Genomic DNA, 15885 nt, shown 5'->3' on the forward strand with positions numbered 1-15885 from the left:
TTTATAAGAGGGGGAAATATGATTGCCAGTTTTTCTGTCGTTCCTGTCGGAACCGGCGAGGAACTCAAGGAAAACATCGCCCGGATCGTTCCCATTATCGAGCAGTCCGGACTGGTTTATGTCATGGGTGCGATGCAAACAACCGTGGAAGGCGATTCGGAAAAAGTAATAGAAGTAATTATGAAGTGCCATCAACATATGAAGACGGCCGCGCCGCGCGTTCTCACCCATATCGCCATCGATGATCGCCAAGGGGCAAAAGGGCGGCTGAAGGGGAAAGTCAGTGACGTTGAGGCGGTACTTGGAAGGAGTGTCTCCCATGAATGAGAATCGTGTGGGAAAGCCGCCGCCCAGTCGCCTGAAGGCGCTTCTCGGATCCCGTTTCGGGGCCTTTTCGGAACAAATCCTTCTCGGCCCCGGCCCCGGTTTGGATGCGGCTGTTCTGGACCTTAAAGACGGCAGGGTAATGGCCATCGCTGAGGATCCGATTTTTCCTGCTCCGGGTCTGCCGCTGGACCTGATGGGATGGTTCACCGTGCATATCGGTGCAAGCGATGTCGCCGTAACAGGGATTGCGCCGCAGTTTATGACCTATAGCCTGCTTCTGCCTTCGTCATCCACGGAAGATGATGTCAAAACCATTGTAACGTCAATTTCCGATGCGGCATCCGATCTTGGCATCAGCATTGCGGGCGGCCATACGGGCTGGTATGACGCCGTAACCGTCCCTATTGTCGGCGGCGTCACGGTATGGGGATTTGCGGACCGATCGGCCTGGGTTTCGCCGGGGGGCTCACAAGACGGCGACGTTATTTTGATGACCAAAGGACCTGCCATAGAGGCCGTGGCGCTGCTTTCTGTAGTTCATAGGGGTCGGCTCGGCAGCCGTATCTCAAACGAGGCGCTGCAACAGGCGCTGGCACGCGTACGGCAGATTTCTGTGGTAAAAGACGCATTGACGGCGTTTGCTGAAGGGGGCATTCACGCGATGCATGATGCCACCGAGGGAGGGGTTCTCGGCGGCGTGCACGAGATGGCTGCAGCCGCGGGCATCCCGGCGCATGTAAACCCGGACGGTGTGAATATACCGCCTGATATTGTTGCCGTGGCCGACGCCCTGGGTTTTGATCCGTGGTACGCCATAAGCGAGGGCACCCTTCTGGCCTCAGTGTTGCCGGAAAGTGCGGCGCGAATCCGAAATGCCTGGAGCAAAGCGGGTATTGACAGCTATGAGCTCGGGTTTTTCAATAAAAGCCCTAACCATTCCACGGTGTGCAAAAACGGCAAAACAACGCAACTGACAGAACCCGGTGTGGATCCTTTCTGGGAATTGTTCTTTTCACCGGGCAACAATGATGGATAAATTAAGTGATCTGAATTCGCTGTTTTCCGCCCGGAGCGGTGAAGAGAAAAAGGGGTGAACCCTTGAATAAAGAGAGCAAGCCGCAAGCGGAGTACAGGGAAAGGATCAGGCAGATCAAATCCAGGCTCGGCAGCAGGCTGATTATCCTGACCCATCATTACCAGAACAGCCGGATCGTGGAGCTGGGAGACTACGTGGGCGATTCCTTCGGCCTGGCCCGCAGGGCGGCGTCGGATACCAAGGCGGAATACATCGTCTTCTGCGGCGTGCACTTTATGGCGGAGAGCACCGCTATTCTGGCCAGGCAGGAGCAGCGCGTGCAGATCCCGGATGCGGAGGCCGGCTGCTGGATGGCGGATATGGCGGATCCTTATATCGTGGAGCGGAGCTGGGAGGAGTTGACCGATTTATGGGCAGCAAAATCCGTGGTCCCCATCGCCTACATGGACTCCGAAGCCGAGATCAAGGCCTTCTGCGGCCGCAACAAAGGCTTGATCTGTACCTCCTCCAATGCGGAAAAGGCGTTTTCCCGGGCCCTGGAACAGGAAAAGCGCATCTTTTTCCTTCCCGATCAGTATCTGGGGTTAAACACTGCGGACAAACTGGGCATTGCCAGGGGGGAGGTCGCGATCTGGGAGCCCGGGGTCGCCCGGGGCGGCAATTCCGAGGAGGATCTGGCAAGAGCCAGGATCGTTCTCTGGAAAGGCCATTGCCTGGTGCACACCAGATTCAATACGCGGATGATCGAGGAGATGAGGCAGACCCGTCCCGCAGCCCGGATCGTGGTCCATCCGGAGTGCACACCGGAGGTGGTGGCGGCGGCTGACGCATCCGGATCCACGGAATTCATGGTAAGATATGTGGAAGAGTCCTCTCCCGGAGATGAGATCGTCATCGGCACGGAGTGCAACATGATTGACAGGCTCCGGGAGCACTACAGGGATCGGACCATATTGCCCCTGTCACGGTCCTTTTGTCCGAACATGGCCAAGATCGACCTGCAAAAGCTTTGCTACACCCTGGAGCATCCGGGACAGGTCAATGTGGTCCGTGTGGATCCGGAAATCGCAAAACAGGCCCGTAAGGCCCTGGAGAGGATGCTGGCCCTGCAGGACTGAGAGGCAGGCCGCACAAGAAGGAGGTTCTTCAAAGAGATGGGGCCCGCCTGGGCGGTAAGCGCAGTGGCCTGTGGGCATGCCATTATCGCCGGCCTCGAAACCCAAGCTACATAGATTGTGGATCAAGGGTTCCAAGCTCAAATTCGCCTTGACAGCTTAACCTGCAGGTCATATCCTATTAATACAGTATATATAATTTTAGTATACTTTAATTTTCAGGAGGCAAGGATATGAAATTTGTGGAAAACATGTCCGCTGACGATACGCTCGACCTGGTGTGCCGCATGTGTCCCATGCATCTTCTGGAGCCCGGGGAAAAGCTGAAGTGCCTGAAAAAGGGCCAGGTCCTGGAGGTTTTAACCGACTACGACCAGGCCCTGGAAGACATCCCGGATTGGTGCTCCAGGTGCGGGCAGGAGTTCGTCGGTGTGGAGGAGGACGAGGACTGTTACAAGCTCTACATTCGCAAGAAAAAAGAATGAGGGCTGTTGAAATCTGTCAAAATGGAGGAGTGTTTATGGAGACTGTATATATGGATCACGCCGCAGCGACACCGGTTCGCAGCGAGGCCATAGAGGCGATGCTTCCCTACTTTGACCGCGAATTCGCCAATCCTTCGACTCTCTATGCTTCGGGGGCCAAGGTCCAAAAAGACATAGAGGAGCAGCGGGAAAAGGTGGCCGGGCTGATCGGGGCCGAAACCGGGGAGATCGTTTTTACCGCTTCCGGGGCAGAGGCCAATAACATGGCCCTCAAAGGCGTTCCCCTGGCCCGGCGCAAGAAGGGCAGCCATGTTGTTATATCCGGTATTGAGCACCATTCCGTGCTCAACTCGGCCAGGTTTCTGCAACAGATGGATTTTGAGGTCAGCTATCTGCCGGTGGATGAAACCGGGCTCGTGGATCCGGAAAAGCTTGAAAGGAGCATCCGCCCGGAGACCGTCCTGGTCTCTGTTATGCACGGTAACAACGAAATCGGCACCGTGCAGCCCATAGACGAGCTGTCGGCGGTCTGCAGGAGCCGGGGAGTTTTGATGCACACCGACGCGGTGGCCACGGCGGGACAGATCCCGGTAAACGTGGATGAGCTGAATGTTGATCTGTTGAGCCTTTCCGCCCCGTCTCTCCGGGGTTCCAAAGGGGTCGGCGCCCTTTACATTCGCGGCAGCACCCGGGTTATGCCCCTTATACACGGCGGCATCCAGGAGCGGGGAAGACGGGCGGGAACAGAGAACGTTCCCGGCATCATCGGCTTCGGCAAGGCCGCGGAGTTGGCCGTACAGGAATTGGAGGAAAACGCCGCCGGGCTAAGGACCCTAAGAGACAGATTAAAGGCCGGTATCCAGGACAGAATCGGCAAGATCCGCTTCACCGGGCATCCCGAAAAACGCCTCCCCGGACATTTAAGCCTGTGCTTTGAGGCCATAGAGGGCGAGGCGCTGGTCTTTCTGCTCAGCCAGCAGGGGATCTGTATCAACACCGGTTCCGCCTGCGCCTCCAAGGCCCTGAAAACCTCTCCGGTGCTGACAGCCATCTCCGTAAAGCCCGAAATCGCCCATGGATCCGCGGTCTTTACCCTGAGTCCGGTCAACACCCAAGAGGACGTGGATTATGTGATAGAGACCCTGCCCCAGGTTGTCGACAAACTGCGTTCCTACTCGCCTCTGTGGGAAGAAAAGGCCGCTGCAGGATCCAAAGTTTGAACAAGGAGTCACAATGAAGCTCTCTACCCGCAGCAGATACGGCGCCAGGTTGATGCTTGATATGGCCAGACACTTAAATAAAGGGCCGGTGCATTTAAAGGATGTGGCCAATCGGGAGGGCATTTCGGTCAAGTACTTGGAGCAGATCATCATCCCTTTGAAAAAGAAAAGTCTGGTTTACAGCATCCAGGGCCCCAAAGGGGGATACGTTCTGTCCAGGCCGCCCGGGGAGATCAACTTTGCGGAGATCGTCGAGACTTTGGAGAGATCCATCTCCCTGGTGGATTGCCTGGATAACCCCGAAAACTGCGATCGCATCCAGATATGCCCCACCCGGGACGTCTGGGAGCAGGCCAGGGATGCCATGTACCGGGAGCTCAAGAAAGTCACCCTGGCTGACAAGCTGTAGGGAGAGGGGCAAGTCATCCATTTAAAAAAGGAGACCATTATGTATAGCGAAAAAGTAATGGATCATTTTTCCAATCCCAGAAACATGGGCAGCATAGAGGAGCCCGACGGCGTGGGTGAGGTCGGCAATCCGGTCTGCGGTGATGCCATGACCGTATATATAAAGGTCAAAGACGACAGACTCGAGGACGTCAGGTTCAAGACCTTCGGCTGCGTTGCGGCCATAGCTGTCTCCAGCATGGTCAGCGAGCTGGCCAGGGGGATCAGTCTGGAAGAAGCCAAGCAAATTTCCAAGCAGGCCATAGCCGAATCGCTGGAGGGCCTGCCCAAAGAGAAGATGCACTGTTCCAATCTGGGAGCCGAGGCCCTGGGCAAGGCCATCGAGGACTACGAGCAGAAAAGGAATAAATGATAGGCCTCAAGGAAGCTATATAATAAGGAAGCTATATAATACGGTGCCGGCGCATTTTTTCGACCCTCTTCAGTCTTGTTGCCGGCCCGTATTTTTATTTGCATCATCAGTGTTATTTGCTATCGACCGCTGCTTCCGCGTCCTGCACAATTCATCCGGCGGAAAGGACAAAATGGTTTCAAGCGCTTGTTTGTCCTTCCATATGATCCGGGAGCCGGCGACTGAAGAGTTTGCCCAGTTTAAAAGCGCTTCCGGAAAGTTTTCGGACAACCGGTAGTGCACCCACCGGGCGTCCTTGCGGCTTTCAACCAGCCCGGCATTCTGCAGAATGCTCATGTGTCTTGAAACCGTGGGCGTTGACACCTGCAGAAGCTCGGTGATCTGGCAGACGCAAAGCTCATCGTGTGCTGACAGGGCCATGACGACCCGAAGGCGGTTGCCGTCGGAAAGCGCCTTGATTTGTTTGAGTGTTTTTTCCATTTAGCATATCTTGGTCGTTTGAAAATTGCATATTTAGTTAATTGGCTAAATAAAAATATAAACATAGGCCGGGCATGTCAAGAAAAAATTCAATTTTTTATTTTTCACAAATCCGGCCGGCTGTCTGCGGCGCTTTTGATGATTCCATAGACATCCGCAGGCTCCATCCCGTGCTGATCGGCAATCTGCCTGATGCTCGCATCCGGGGTGGCCGTTATATCGCGGTTCTTTAAGGCGGTTATCACCGCCGCGGTATCCAGCCCGAATTGTCGGCAGATATCGGAAAGCGTTTGTTTGCCAAGACCCTGGGGCGGGTTTTCCGGAAGACTTGCATCCGGTGCCGGCATTTCACCGGGCTGCATTGCCTCATATACGTCTTGCGGGGTGATCTTGTTTTGCCGGGCGATTTCAAGAAGTGTCTGCTTTGGATTGTCCACCCGGATGCCTGCCTGCTTTAATCTCGACAGGCTGTCTGCAAGGTCAAGCCCAGTTTTTCCGGCAAATGTGTCCAGGTCGGAGTCTTGTGCATGGCCGTAGGGCGGCTCCCCCTGGCTTTCGGCCACGCTGTTTTTGATTGCTTCGCTGAAATCCACCACCCACCTGAAAGGGGCGACCCCGGCGTAGGCGCCGATGGTGAAAACAACGGTCAGTGCCAGGGCGATGTTGAAATTAGGCGTGAACACCTTGATCTTCCGGGACTTATTTTTCAGATAGGTTACAATCGGGTTCCAGTTGTAATAAATATGGAGACACAGGGCGATCAGAAAAAGAAGGCCCACCAGGATATGCTGATCGGACCATTGCGTTTTGGTCAGCCCCAGAAAGCGCCAGTCCACCCAATGGGCCACGCGGCCCTGGGGTGCAATATAGAGCGCAATGCTGTTTAGCACGACCACAAGAAATGACAGCAATGCGGTCAGGGAAACAATTTTTTTGATTTTTATCTGCTGATTCATGCTTTTCCCCTTTTCAAAAAGAATTGCAGGTTTCCGCGGTCGCAGTTGCGATTCAATACTTTTTATGCAGGATCAGGGCAAAACATACAAGCGGTTTTCATGTCACACGCCCGGGAAAAACAGGGAGAAACAGGGACGTTGACAAACAGGCAAAACAACCGGATAATAACGCCATGGAAAAGGGTCGAAAACAAAAAAATCCGTCCTTGCCGGAAAACCTCCGGCCTGTTTTCTGCGACATCACCTCTCTTATCCAGTCGCCCTGCTGCACCATTTTGGAAAGCATCAGTGACGGCGTCTTTACCATAGACAGGGAAAAACGGATCACCTCTTTTAACCGGGCGGCAGAATATATTACCGGCCTTTCCCGGCAGGAAGCCGTCGGCCAGTTCTGCTTTGATGTATTCCGGGCCGATATTTGTGCCAAAAACTGCGCACTGGAAAAAACGCTTTTAGATGAAGCCCCGCAGATTGATATTTCCGCCCGGATCATTACACAGCAGGGCGAGCAGAAGCCCATCAGCCTGAGCACCAATATCCTCCGCAATGCCAAAGGCGAGGTCATCGGCGGTGTGGAGACCTTCAGAGACCTTTCGGACTTAAAGGAATTGCAGCGCCGGCTTGACCGGCAGTATGTCAGGGAAGACATTGTCGGCAAAAGTCCCCAAATGCAGAAAATCCTTTCTTTTCTGCCCGATATTGCCGAAAGCGACAGTTCCGTTTTGATCCAGGGCCCCACCGGCACCGGAAAAGAGCTGGCTGCCCGGGCCATTCACAATCTGAGCCGGCGAAACAAGGGTCCGTTTGTTGCGGTCAATTGTGCCGCGCTGCCCGAAGGACTGCTCGAATCCGAGCTGTTCGGCCATGTCAAAGGGGCGTTTACCGGAGCAGTCCGGGATAAGTCCGGATATTTTCTTGCAGCCGACCAGGGGACCCTGTTTCTCGATGAAATCGGGACCACGCCGTTTGCCTTTCAATCCGATCTGCTCCGGGTTTTAGAAAGCCGGGAATTTACCCCGGTTGGCGGCACCCGCACTGTGAAATCGGATTTCCGGATCATTGCAGCGGCCAATCATCCGCTAAAACAGCGGGTGGCAGATGGGGAATTCAGGGAAGACCTTTTTTACCGCCTGAATGTGGTCACACTGGAACTGCCGCCCCTGAGTGAAAGAAGAGAAGATACCCCCCTTCTGGCGGACCGGTTTATTGAAAAGTTCAATCTGAGCAAGGGGAAAAACATCCGGGAAATCGCACCGGATGCCCTGCAGTCCCTTATGGAGTATTCGTTTCCGGGCAATGTCCGGGAACTGGAAAACGCCATTGAGTATGCTTTTATTACCTGCAAGGGCAGCGTTATCCGCAATGCGCATCTGCCCCCGGAAATTGCGCGGAAAGAAGGTCCGGCTGCGCCGCGGCTCTCTGAAGAGCAGCATATGGAAGCCGAAAAGATCCGCACCTTTCTGAAGCAACACGCAAACAGCCGGGAAAAGACCGCAAAAGCCCTTGGTATCAGCCGGAGCACCCTCTGGCGCAAAATGAAGAAACTGGGCATCACCCCGCCTGAAAGTGAAACATAGCCTGAAACGGTTTCATTTTTTGCAACATCCCCGCCCATCCAAAACCGCCGCCGTTTTTCCTTTTTTCCTTTCAACATCCTGAAATTTCACCAATCTTTAGTATCGTGCCGACGTATGTTCATGTTGGCATCAATTATGCCTGTGAAAAAGTAAAGGCATGTTTGAACCAGGAACATATTATTGGGAGCAGAAATGATTGTAGGTGTCCTTTTATTCGGCAGCCGGGTGGCTCCTTATTTCGGAAGTTCCCCTGCCATCGTGTTTTATGAAGTGCAACAGGGAAACATCCTTGAAAAATGGATAATGGAACCGGACACCGATGACCCCATGGAAATGGCCCGTAAAATCGCCGGGGTTAAAACAGATGTCCTGGTCTGCGGGGGCATTCAGAAATTTTGCAGGCGGTGGCTGCAACTGCAGGGAGTTGTTGTTGTGGAAAATCAAAAAGGAGAGGCTGAACAGGTAATAGAGAAACTGATGAAATCGGAATGGTTTTCGGCATAATGCCGGTCCGGCCTAAAAGAAAGGAGGTTTTTACCAATGGAAATGGAAACTGTTCATATCATTGTATTGCTCATCACCGGCCTGGGGGTGGGATTTGCTTCAGGCCTTCTGGGAGTGGGAGGCTGTTTTATCATGGTCCCGATCCAGTTCTGGGTATTGAAGGCAATCGGCGTGGATCCGACCCTGGCTATTCGGATCGCGTTCGGCACCAATCTGCTGGTGGTGCTGCCCACTGCCCTGAGCGGTGCCCTGACGCATCATTTCAAGGGCGCCGTGCTCTGGAAGCAGGGCGTGATACTCGGGGTGATTGCCGCGTTCGGTGCTTTTCTGGGCGGCTACTTTGCCGCGCATATTTCCGGGGCAATCCTGACCAAGCTGTTTGGTGCGGCCATCATCCTGGGCGCCATCCGGATGCTGACAGCCAAACCGCCCAAGGTGGATGAGAACCCCTCTGAAAGCACACTCGCCTATGTTTTCTGGGGGATCATCCTGGGTATTGTCTCCGGGCTTATCGGCATCGGCGGCGGCGTGTTAATGATTCCGGTGATGGTGGTGTTTCTGAAATTCAAAATGCACCAGGCGGTGGGCACTTCCACGGCCCTGATGATGTTTGCGGCCGTTGGCGGGGTGGCCGCCTATATCCTTAATGGACTTGGCATTGCAGGGCTTCCTCCGTATTCCACAGGCTATGTCAACTGGCTGCAATGGATTCTCCTGGCCGGATGCAGCATTCCCATGGCCTTTGTGGGGGCCAGGGCCGCTCACCTTCTGCCCGCAAAGCAGCTCAGGTATCTCTTTGTCATTGTGATGTTTTACATGGGACTGAAGATGTGCGGCGTGTTTGCCTGGCTGGGGCTGCCGCTGTAGTTGGTTTCTTGGTGTCTTGGGGTCAAATCTTTAATCTTGACAATTTGTCGGCCACGTCCTCAAGCTCTTGCTTTAAAGTGGCATCCGATTCATTCTGAGGCGTAATCGCTTTCTGGCGACGCTCACGGCGCTGTAGTTGATTCCACCGGAAAGCCTTCCCACCGCAGCCTGCGGTGATATCGCAAAACCGGTATCTTTTTCTTCCTTATTTGTCAAAAATAAAGATTTGACCCCTTTTTTCAGACAGCGGGTGGCAGATGGTGACTTCCGCGAAGACCTTTTTTACCGCCTGAATGTGGTCACATTGGAACTGCCGCCCCTGCGGGAAAGAAGAGAAGATATTCCCCTTCTGGCAGACCGGTTTATTGAAAAGCTGAATCTGAGCAAGGGGAAAAACATCCGGGAAATTGCACCGGATGCCCTGCAGGCACTTATGGAATATTGGTTTCCCGGCAATGTCCGGGAACTGGAAAACGCCATTGAGTATGCTTTTATTACCTGCAAGGATTCGGTTATCAGAAAAACCCATCTTCCCCCGGAAATTGCCCAGAAAAAAGGCCCGGCAGCCCCCCGGCTCTCTGAAGAGCAGCAGGTTGAAGCCGAAAAGATCCGCACTTTTCTGAGGCAAAACGCAAACAGCCGGGAAAAGACCGCAAAAGCCCTTGGCATCAGCCGGAGCACCCTCTGGCGGAAAATGAAGAAACTGGGCATCACCCCGCCTGAAAGTGAAACGTAGCCTGAAACGGTTTCATTTTTTGCAACATCCCCGGCCATCCAAAACCGCGTTTCTTGGGGTCAAATCTTTAATATTGACAATTTGTCGGCCACGTCCTCAAGCTCTTGCTTTAAAGTGGCATCCGATTTCATTCTGAGGCGTAATCGCTTTCTGGCGACGCTCACGGCGCTGTAGTTGATTCCACCGGAAAGCCTTCCCACCGCAGCCTGCGGTGATATCGCAAAACCGGTATCTTTTTCTTCCTTATTTGTCAAAAATAAAGATTTGACCCTTTTTTTTCATCGCCTCGATAAAGTCGCGAGCCCGGTCCCCGCGAAGGTGTTCGGCCAGACCGATAAGGCCATCAACCAGGTACTTCGCCCGGTATCCTCTGGTCCGCAGATAGGCCATCGCCAGGATGGCGCGATCCTTGTGCGGACAGGCCGTGACGATAATCTTGTCCTTCTGCAGTTCGTCGAGACGACCGGGGAGTTCATCGAGCGGAATGGCGGTTGCAAACCCCGTCGCCCAGGCGCTTACTTCCTCTGTGAAACGGATGTCGATCAACTGGATACGCCCCTCTTCAAGTCCCCGGGTCAGTTCCGCGCTGTCGATTTTCATTTCCTTGCGGGCCTTGTAATCAAACCCGGAAAGATATTTCTCCAGGGTAATTTCATCTGCATGGGCGAATGCGAAACCGCCGAATATCAGGGCTATCACTATGGTGCCGATGCGTATCATCAATTATTTTCCTTTTCCTTTTCCTTTTTTTTTGTTTACCCGTCCAGGTGCGATTTCATTCCGGCCTGTTTCTGCTGTTCGATCTGTTTGATAAACTCCTTGATGAGACGAAGCGCTTCTTTCCCGTCCTCATCGAGGACTGCGCCTTTCATTTGCATGTAATCACTTTCCGACAGGTTGAGAACCATTTTTTTCTCCTCAATTTATTTTCCTTTTGAAAAACCCGGTCCTCTGGACCAGTTCAGCGTGCATTGGCTATATCTTAAGGAAATAGAAACTTTTAAATCCGAAACATGAAAATCGATAATACCCGTCTACGGACATATGATGATGCCTTCGGCCCACAGGCAGTCCCCGCAGGTGGGAAAGGGGGTGCCGAAGCAGTCTTCTTCATTGGATTCGGCCAGTTCGCAATCGCAATGATTGCAGGGGGCGAAATCAAAATCGATGACGCGTTTCCGGAACGTGACGTATTCCTGTTTTTTCCATATCTGATCGATGGTTTTCCGGTTCACATTGCCGACACTGTATCTTCTGACGGTTTTTTCCCGGTCAAGAATGAAACAGGAATGCGAATGCATCAACGGAATGCAGGGACTGACCTCTCCGTCCCACCGCACCGCAATGCCGCCCTTGGCGACAAAAGGGCAGCATCTGGCTCTGCCGGCATCTTGCGGCGGAACCGTTTTCATTCCGTTAAACCGGGTCAGGAAATCGGTCAGGGGTTCCAGAATCTCCGGACGCCGGTCGATTCGCGGTAGCACCACCCGCGCCGACGCCTGCCCGGTAGGGCCGTTGGATGTAACGGGGCTGCCGGCGGTCCGCCAGTACAGGATATCGGCCTTATCTTCCCGGGTGTAGGGGAGCACATTGCTGATATAGATGCGTGTTGCTTTCATCCGTCGGGCGATTTCCGCCAAATCCGGCAGTTCTTCGATGTTCTTCCGGGAAACGACGCATTCGATGCCGATTTCCGGCGTGTGCAGATTCAGGGCCGACTTACATGTGTTCAGGTGCTCGATGTTCCGGATTAGGTCATTGAGGTCTGCACCGCACCGGATAGCCGAGTAGGAAGCCGGCGTCGAGCCGTCGACCGACACGACCAGCAGGTCCAGGCCGGATAGTACCAGTTTCCGGGAAAGCTCGGCATTCAGCACCATGCCGTTGGTGATCAGTTCGGTCCGCACCCCGATTGTTTTCGCCAGTTTAATCATTTCAACGATGCCGGAGTGCATCAGCGGTTCGCCGATTCCCCAGAACGCCATGCGCTCCAATGTTTTGACCGATGCCAGGTCTTGAATCAATTTATGAAAGGTACCCATCGGCATCGTGCCGCCGGGTTCATCCCAGGAGTGGCGCATGCAGGTGGTGCAGTCTAAATTGCACCGGGTGGTGGGCTCCACGTAGACTTTTCTCAACGAGGAGATACAAAGACGCCGAAACAGCCTCCCCTCTTTTCCCCTGACCCTAAATTTCATGCCCGCCGGAAATTTCCACCCCCGCTGCCGATCGGCCGGCAGAAAAATTGAATTTTGCGGAATGCTTTTGGTTTTGCTTGTCATTTTGCCATTGATAATCAACGGTTTTGAAAACCGGTGACGTTCGTCCAGCAGATGTGGCCATTTAAATCAAATGCATTTTTCAGAATTTTCAAGTCATTCATACCGGTCCTCCATTTTTGCGTTCACAACAGTATGCCCGGGCTATAAACCCTGAGCCGATTATCGCCATGGGCAGGGACAGGAGCTGGCCCATGGTCAGAAAATCCAGGGCCACAAAGCCAAGCTGGATGTCCGGCTGCCGGAAAAATTCCACCAGAAAGCGGAACAGGCCGTAAAGAAGCAGAAAAAGTCCGAGAACCATGCCTCTGGGCCGCGGCTGCCGGGAAAAAAACCAGAGGATGAAAAATAAGACCGCGCCTTCCAGCAGGGCTTCATAGAGCTGGCTGGGATGGCGGGAAAACGGGCCGGCCGCCGGCCCGGGAAAAACCATCGCCCAGGGCACATCGCTGGGCCGGCCCCAGAGCTCGGCGTTGATAAAGTTGCCGATGCGGCCGGCAAAAAGGCCCGGCGGAGCCAGCGGGGCGACAAAATCCCCCAGGTCCAGGAAATGGATATCATTTCGTTTCGCAAAAACCAAACCCGCCACCCCAATGCCGAGCAGCCCGCCGTGAAAGGACATTCCCCCGTGCCAGACTTTTATGATCTCCAGCGGCGCCCGGATCAATGCGGCGCTGTCGTAAAAGATCATGTAGCCAAGTCTGGCGCCGATGACAAGGCCGACCATGGCATAGAAGGCCAGGTCCTGAAACTGCGCGGGAGTCATCGGCGAATCTTTGCGCCTGGCGCGCCTGGTGCCCAGGACCAGGGCGGCGGCAAAACCGATCACATACATCAGCCCGTACCAGCGCACAGCCAGAGGGCCGATTTCAACGGCCACCGGATCTATTTCGGGCAAAACAATCATGTTAATCTTGACAATTTGTCGGCCATATCTTCAAGTTCTTGCTTTAAGACGGCATCCGGTTCCATTCTGAGGCGTAACCGCTTTACACCGCAGGTCGGATGCCTTTTGGAATCAGCATCGGGACTTTTCGTTGATAACTGAAATAGGCTTCTCCAAAAAAATTCGTAAGATCCCGTTCCTCCAGAAACGCCCCGGCAATGATCCATAATGTCCACAACACATTAAACAGCATTCGATCCGCGGTTATCTCGGGGATGGCCCAAATAAGGAGGATAGCAAAAAGGTAGAGCGGGTGTCGCACCCACCGGTACGGCCCGCGGATGATCAGTTGTGCGGGGATTTCCGGTTTGCTCCGAAGCCGGTTGACGATGGGGGCCAGTCCCATGGGATCAAACGGCTGAAGAGACCACCCGCCCCAGGCCAATCCGGCGATAACCAAAAAGAAAGCGCACCGGATCACCAAGAGTGTCATTTCCGGGGCTGAAAAAAGAATCATCGGCGTCTTCTGCCAGAAAATTAAAATTACCAGCAATACCATCGCAGATGAAATGGTAAAGAAGGCGCCGTAAAATTCCTTTGGAATCAATTTCGCCAGCCAGAGTCGAAATCTCTGACGAACCATGGTGCTGTGCTGAATAAAAAAAATCGCGGAAAGAAAGGTGTCAAAAACCAGGCTTCCGGCAGTGCCCATGCCCAGATCCACCAGCTCAAAGGAACCGTAAAACAGAAACAGCCCCAGTGCCAGGAAAGAGGCCTGCGCCAGGAGAGCCGCGATCAGAATAATTGCGTATCCGGTGGCTGTTTTTAAAATGCGCATAAAAAATTTTTTTTTGTGTCGGAAAAAAAATCAAAACGATATTTTCTTCACTCTACCAGAAGATAATCGGCAACCCATCCCGGAACACATGCCAATGCGACATTTCCCTTTATCGTATGCCCCAGGTAAAGCAGCGTATAGAGCCTGACCTTGGATTTGTAATAAACATCCTTTTCGTGCAGTTGTCGCATTTTTTCGGCAATGGTCAATATATTCGGAGGCAGCAGCGTGCCGTCTTTCCGAATCGTATACCCTGAGTTATGGCCGTCGGCCCCCGGCCAGGAGGCATACTGGGAAGCCAGTCCCGGCGATAAAGCCAGATATTTAACGTGGGGATGCAGCATGGCGTCAACCCCCCCGTCTGTTTTACCGTGCACAGCTCTTAAATATGCGTTTCCCCATTCACCGGTATCCTTTAAAAAAGCCTTCAACCGCCAGGAAGGAGAGGAAAAATCCACCGCATAAAATTTTGTGCATTGTCTGCTAATTTCCTTTGCCGCTTTTTCCATCAATCCTGACGGAATCGCGCCAAGAACATATGCGCTCATTCCAATGACGAGACTGTTTTCCAGATTAAAGTCCGGCCATTTTGACCCAAGCGTTTCCAAAGCGGTTTTTCCTTCGGTTTTAGCCTGATTCGGCGATTCCATCGGCAGGGTGATATCGTTTTTCAAAAAACATATATTCCCGTCAATCCCTGTGAGATCAATGCCGGACCCGTTTCTCCCGATTCCCATTTTTTTAAAGCGCACCCGCCCTCCGCAAATCTGCTCCCCGGAGGCTTCCCTTACAATGACCCGTACTCTTTTTTTCAGCAGCTCCCGGGTTTCCGCTTCCGAGTCGGGCATGGCATAGATCCGTTTTAACAGCTTCTCGGAAAGGTTGCCGACACCGCCGCCAAAATCAATGATATAGATGGGTTGTTCGGAGTTGACTTTTAAGGCGTCCTTTGCGTCTTTAAGAATCTGATGGCAAATCTCTTTTCGTGCCAGTTGGTCCTGGGAAACCCAGGGTGAGTCGGGCGACAGATGATTTTCAGGCACTTCGATAACCGGATATGCCCCCATAAATCTTCTTTTTTTACCCCAAACCAAAAACTCGGCCGGTGTTTTAATTTTTTCTGTGCCGGCATGGATCAACGCATCCATGTTTGCCGCCACATAAGCGGGGATTCGCCGGGTCATTTCGGCGTGGTACACCGGATACCCCGGACCCAGCACCTTATAAAGATCAAAACGGCCCATATCGCTGGCAAACGCGGTTGTCGTCAGGCGGATTTCCGGAGATGTGCTATGCCCGAGCACCACTCTTTTCGGACAAAAGAGGGCATTGATATTTAAAATCGCAGTGATGATCGCCCGCTGTATTCGGTAACCCGGCAGGCCTTTATAGTGTTGACGGACATGCTGCATAAAAGGAAAATTCAAAATCGCCTCGGCCTGCATCGACATCATGTATGCAGGAACATCCTGGTTATGAAAACCGCTCAAGGCTCGATGCCCTGGCCGGCCATTCCGCCAATAGGCGGCCGGGTCACCTTCAACCACGGATTGATTTATGGTTTTATTTTCCGTCAGCTTCCGATGGAGAATCTTCTGTCGACGCATTTTTAAATAGGCGGCGCATTTTCGAACCGGCAACGGAAACACGTCAGAGTATCGGACCGGCTCCCGAGATATATTAAAATCATGATCATTTCGGATCTCATCAAAAGTATGTTCAATACTCATCTGTTATCCTTCCCGGTCGCGGTTCCCAT

General features: G+C 53.2%; 20 protein-coding genes. 11 read left to right on the plus strand and 9 right to left on the minus strand.

All coding sequences use genetic code 11. The annotated features are described in order from the left end of the window. Positions 1-18: 18 nt before the first annotated feature. From U5L07_09745 to nifU, 7 genes are all read left to right on the plus strand, one after another. Positions 19-327 carry an MTH1187 family thiamine-binding protein gene (locus U5L07_09745; GenBank protein ID MDZ7832019.1) on the plus strand — a complete coding sequence of 103 codons (309 nt, stop codon included), beginning with the start codon at positions 19-21 and terminating at the stop codon, positions 325-327. Beyond that, positions 320-1363: an AIR synthase family protein gene (locus tag U5L07_09750; GenBank protein ID MDZ7832020.1), complete on the plus strand. Its 1044-nt coding sequence runs from the start codon at positions 320-322 to the stop codon at positions 1361-1363. Before U5L07_09745 ends, U5L07_09750 begins: the two co-directional genes overlap by 8 nt. Positions 1364-1425: 62 nt before the next feature. Then, positions 1426-2481 carry a quinolinate synthase NadA gene (gene nadA / locus U5L07_09755; protein ID MDZ7832021.1) on the plus strand — a complete coding sequence of 352 codons (1056 nt, stop codon included), beginning with the start codon at positions 1426-1428 and terminating at the stop codon, positions 2479-2481. Positions 2482-2711: 230 nt separating this feature from the next. Beyond that, the gene (locus tag U5L07_09760) at positions 2712-2963 is read left to right on the plus strand and encodes a sulfurtransferase TusA family protein (GenBank protein ID MDZ7832022.1); all 252 of its coding nucleotides are present in this window, start codon (positions 2712-2714) and stop codon (positions 2961-2963) included. Between the two features lie 35 nt (positions 2964-2998). After that, positions 2999-4183 (plus strand): cysteine desulfurase family protein, encoded by a 1185-nt coding sequence (locus U5L07_09765; protein ID MDZ7832023.1) that lies wholly within the window; start codon positions 2999-3001, stop codon positions 4181-4183. Positions 4184-4196: 13 nt separating this feature from the next. Then, positions 4197-4592 carry an Rrf2 family transcriptional regulator gene (locus tag U5L07_09770; protein MDZ7832024.1) on the plus strand — a complete coding sequence of 132 codons (396 nt, stop codon included), beginning with the start codon at positions 4197-4199 and terminating at the stop codon, positions 4590-4592. A gap of 39 nt (positions 4593-4631) precedes the next feature. Next, positions 4632-5003 (plus strand): Fe-S cluster assembly scaffold protein NifU, encoded by a 372-nt coding sequence (nifU, locus tag U5L07_09775; protein ID MDZ7832025.1) that lies wholly within the window; start codon positions 4632-4634, stop codon positions 5001-5003. A gap of 69 nt (positions 5004-5072) precedes the next feature. On the opposite strand, the gene U5L07_09780 is transcribed toward nifU, so the two are convergent. Beyond that, positions 5073-5483 carry a metalloregulator ArsR/SmtB family transcription factor gene (locus tag U5L07_09780; GenBank protein ID MDZ7832026.1) on the minus strand — a complete coding sequence of 137 codons (411 nt, stop codon included), beginning with the start codon at positions 5481-5483 and terminating at the stop codon, positions 5073-5075. 104 nt (positions 5484-5587) lie between these two features. Continuing rightward, the gene (locus U5L07_09785) at positions 5588-6439 is read right to left on the minus strand and encodes a DUF4405 domain-containing protein (GenBank protein MDZ7832027.1); all 852 of its coding nucleotides are present in this window, start codon (positions 6437-6439) and stop codon (positions 5588-5590) included. A gap of 173 nt (positions 6440-6612) precedes the next feature. Between U5L07_09785 and U5L07_09790 the strand changes: the two genes are divergently transcribed. The 4 genes from U5L07_09790 to U5L07_09805 all read left to right on the plus strand — a co-directional run bounded on the left by U5L07_09790 (position 6613) and on the right by U5L07_09805 (position 10123). Then, positions 6613-8016 (plus strand): sigma 54-interacting transcriptional regulator, encoded by a 1404-nt coding sequence (locus U5L07_09790; protein MDZ7832028.1) that lies wholly within the window; start codon positions 6613-6615, stop codon positions 8014-8016. 192 nt (positions 8017-8208) lie between these two features. Beyond that, on the plus strand, positions 8209-8520 hold the full coding sequence (locus tag U5L07_09795; protein ID MDZ7832029.1) for a NifB/NifX family molybdenum-iron cluster-binding protein: 312 nt from the start codon (positions 8209-8211) through the stop codon (positions 8518-8520). Positions 8521-8556: 36 nt separating this feature from the next. After that, positions 8557-9387 (plus strand): sulfite exporter TauE/SafE family protein, encoded by an 831-nt coding sequence (locus U5L07_09800; protein MDZ7832030.1) that lies wholly within the window; start codon positions 8557-8559, stop codon positions 9385-9387. Positions 9388-9523: 136 nt separating this feature from the next. Next, on the plus strand, positions 9524-10123 hold the full coding sequence (locus U5L07_09805; protein ID MDZ7832031.1) for a helix-turn-helix domain-containing protein: 600 nt from the start codon (positions 9524-9526) through the stop codon (positions 10121-10123). A 59-nt stretch (positions 10124-10182) separates the two neighbouring features. On the opposite strand, the gene U5L07_09810 is transcribed toward U5L07_09805, so the two are convergent. The 7 genes from U5L07_09810 to U5L07_09840 form a co-directional block, all read right to left on the minus strand. Beyond that, complete coding sequence (locus U5L07_09810; protein ID MDZ7832032.1) at positions 10183-10377, minus strand: hypothetical protein; 195 nt, start codon at positions 10375-10377, stop codon at positions 10183-10185. Next, a complete protein-coding gene (locus U5L07_09815; protein ID MDZ7832033.1) occupies positions 10367-10843 on the minus strand; it encodes a rhodanese-like domain-containing protein in 477 nt (158 codons plus the stop codon). The genes U5L07_09810 and U5L07_09815 overlap by 11 nt, the downstream gene beginning before the upstream one ends. 35 nt (positions 10844-10878) lie before the next feature. Continuing rightward, complete coding sequence (locus U5L07_09820; GenBank protein MDZ7832034.1) at positions 10879-11031, minus strand: hypothetical protein; 153 nt, start codon at positions 11029-11031, stop codon at positions 10879-10881. A gap of 126 nt (positions 11032-11157) precedes the next feature. Beyond that, a complete protein-coding gene (locus tag U5L07_09825; protein ID MDZ7832035.1) occupies positions 11158-12405 on the minus strand; it encodes an SPASM domain-containing protein in 1248 nt (415 codons plus the stop codon). Between the two features lie 97 nt (positions 12406-12502). Next, positions 12503-13300 carry a prolipoprotein diacylglyceryl transferase gene (gene lgt, locus U5L07_09830; protein ID MDZ7832036.1) on the minus strand — a complete coding sequence of 266 codons (798 nt, stop codon included), beginning with the start codon at positions 13298-13300 and terminating at the stop codon, positions 12503-12505. 91 nt (positions 13301-13391) lie between these two features. Beyond that, a complete protein-coding gene (locus U5L07_09835) occupies positions 13392-14126 on the minus strand; it encodes an isoprenylcysteine carboxylmethyltransferase family protein (GenBank protein MDZ7832037.1) in 735 nt (244 codons plus the stop codon). 47 nt (positions 14127-14173) lie between these two features. Further along, complete coding sequence (locus tag U5L07_09840) at positions 14174-15856, minus strand: hypothetical protein (GenBank protein ID MDZ7832038.1); 1683 nt, start codon at positions 15854-15856, stop codon at positions 14174-14176. Between the last annotated feature and the right edge of the window lie 29 nt (positions 15857-15885).

Source organism: Desulfobacterales bacterium, from assembly GCA_034520365.1.
Classification (GTDB): domain Bacteria; phylum Desulfobacterota; class Desulfobacteria; order Desulfobacterales; family Desulfosalsimonadaceae; genus M55B175.

Excerpts from the sequence above, each read along its gene's own strand:
- U5L07_09745 (MDZ7832019.1), top strand. The coding sequence starts at position 19 with ATGATTGCCAGTTTTTCTGTCGTTCCTGTCGGAACCGGCGAGGAACTC.
- U5L07_09750 (MDZ7832020.1), top strand. The coding sequence starts at position 320 with ATGAATGAGAATCGTGTGGGAAAGCCGCCGCCCAGTCGCCTGAAGGCG.
- U5L07_09760 (MDZ7832022.1), top strand. The coding sequence starts at position 2,712 with ATGAAATTTGTGGAAAACATGTCCGCTGACGATACGCTCGACCTGGTG.
- U5L07_09765 (MDZ7832023.1), top strand. The coding sequence starts at position 2,999 with ATGGAGACTGTATATATGGATCACGCCGCAGCGACACCGGTTCGCAGC.
- U5L07_09770 (MDZ7832024.1), top strand. The coding sequence starts at position 4,197 with ATGAAGCTCTCTACCCGCAGCAGATACGGCGCCAGGTTGATGCTTGAT.
- nifU (MDZ7832025.1), top strand. The coding sequence starts at position 4,632 with ATGTATAGCGAAAAAGTAATGGATCATTTTTCCAATCCCAGAAACATG.
- U5L07_09780 (MDZ7832026.1), bottom strand. The coding sequence starts at position 5,483 with ATGGAAAAAACACTCAAACAAATCAAGGCGCTTTCCGACGGCAACCGC.
- U5L07_09785 (MDZ7832027.1), bottom strand. The coding sequence starts at position 6,439 with ATGAATCAGCAGATAAAAATCAAAAAAATTGTTTCCCTGACCGCATTG.
- U5L07_09790 (MDZ7832028.1), top strand. The coding sequence starts at position 6,613 with ATGGAAAAGGGTCGAAAACAAAAAAATCCGTCCTTGCCGGAAAACCTC.
- U5L07_09795 (MDZ7832029.1), top strand. The coding sequence starts at position 8,209 with ATGATTGTAGGTGTCCTTTTATTCGGCAGCCGGGTGGCTCCTTATTTC.
- U5L07_09800 (MDZ7832030.1), top strand. The coding sequence starts at position 8,557 with ATGGAAATGGAAACTGTTCATATCATTGTATTGCTCATCACCGGCCTG.
- U5L07_09815 (MDZ7832033.1), bottom strand. The coding sequence starts at position 10,843 with ATGATACGCATCGGCACCATAGTGATAGCCCTGATATTCGGCGGTTTC.
- U5L07_09820 (MDZ7832034.1), bottom strand. The coding sequence starts at position 11,031 with ATGGTTCTCAACCTGTCGGAAAGTGATTACATGCAAATGAAAGGCGCA.
- U5L07_09825 (MDZ7832035.1), bottom strand. The coding sequence starts at position 12,405 with ATGACAAGCAAAACCAAAAGCATTCCGCAAAATTCAATTTTTCTGCCG.
- U5L07_09835 (MDZ7832037.1), bottom strand. The coding sequence starts at position 14,126 with ATGCGCATTTTAAAAACAGCCACCGGATACGCAATTATTCTGATCGCG.
- U5L07_09840 (MDZ7832038.1), bottom strand. The coding sequence starts at position 15,856 with ATGAGTATTGAACATACTTTTGATGAGATCCGAAATGATCATGATTTT.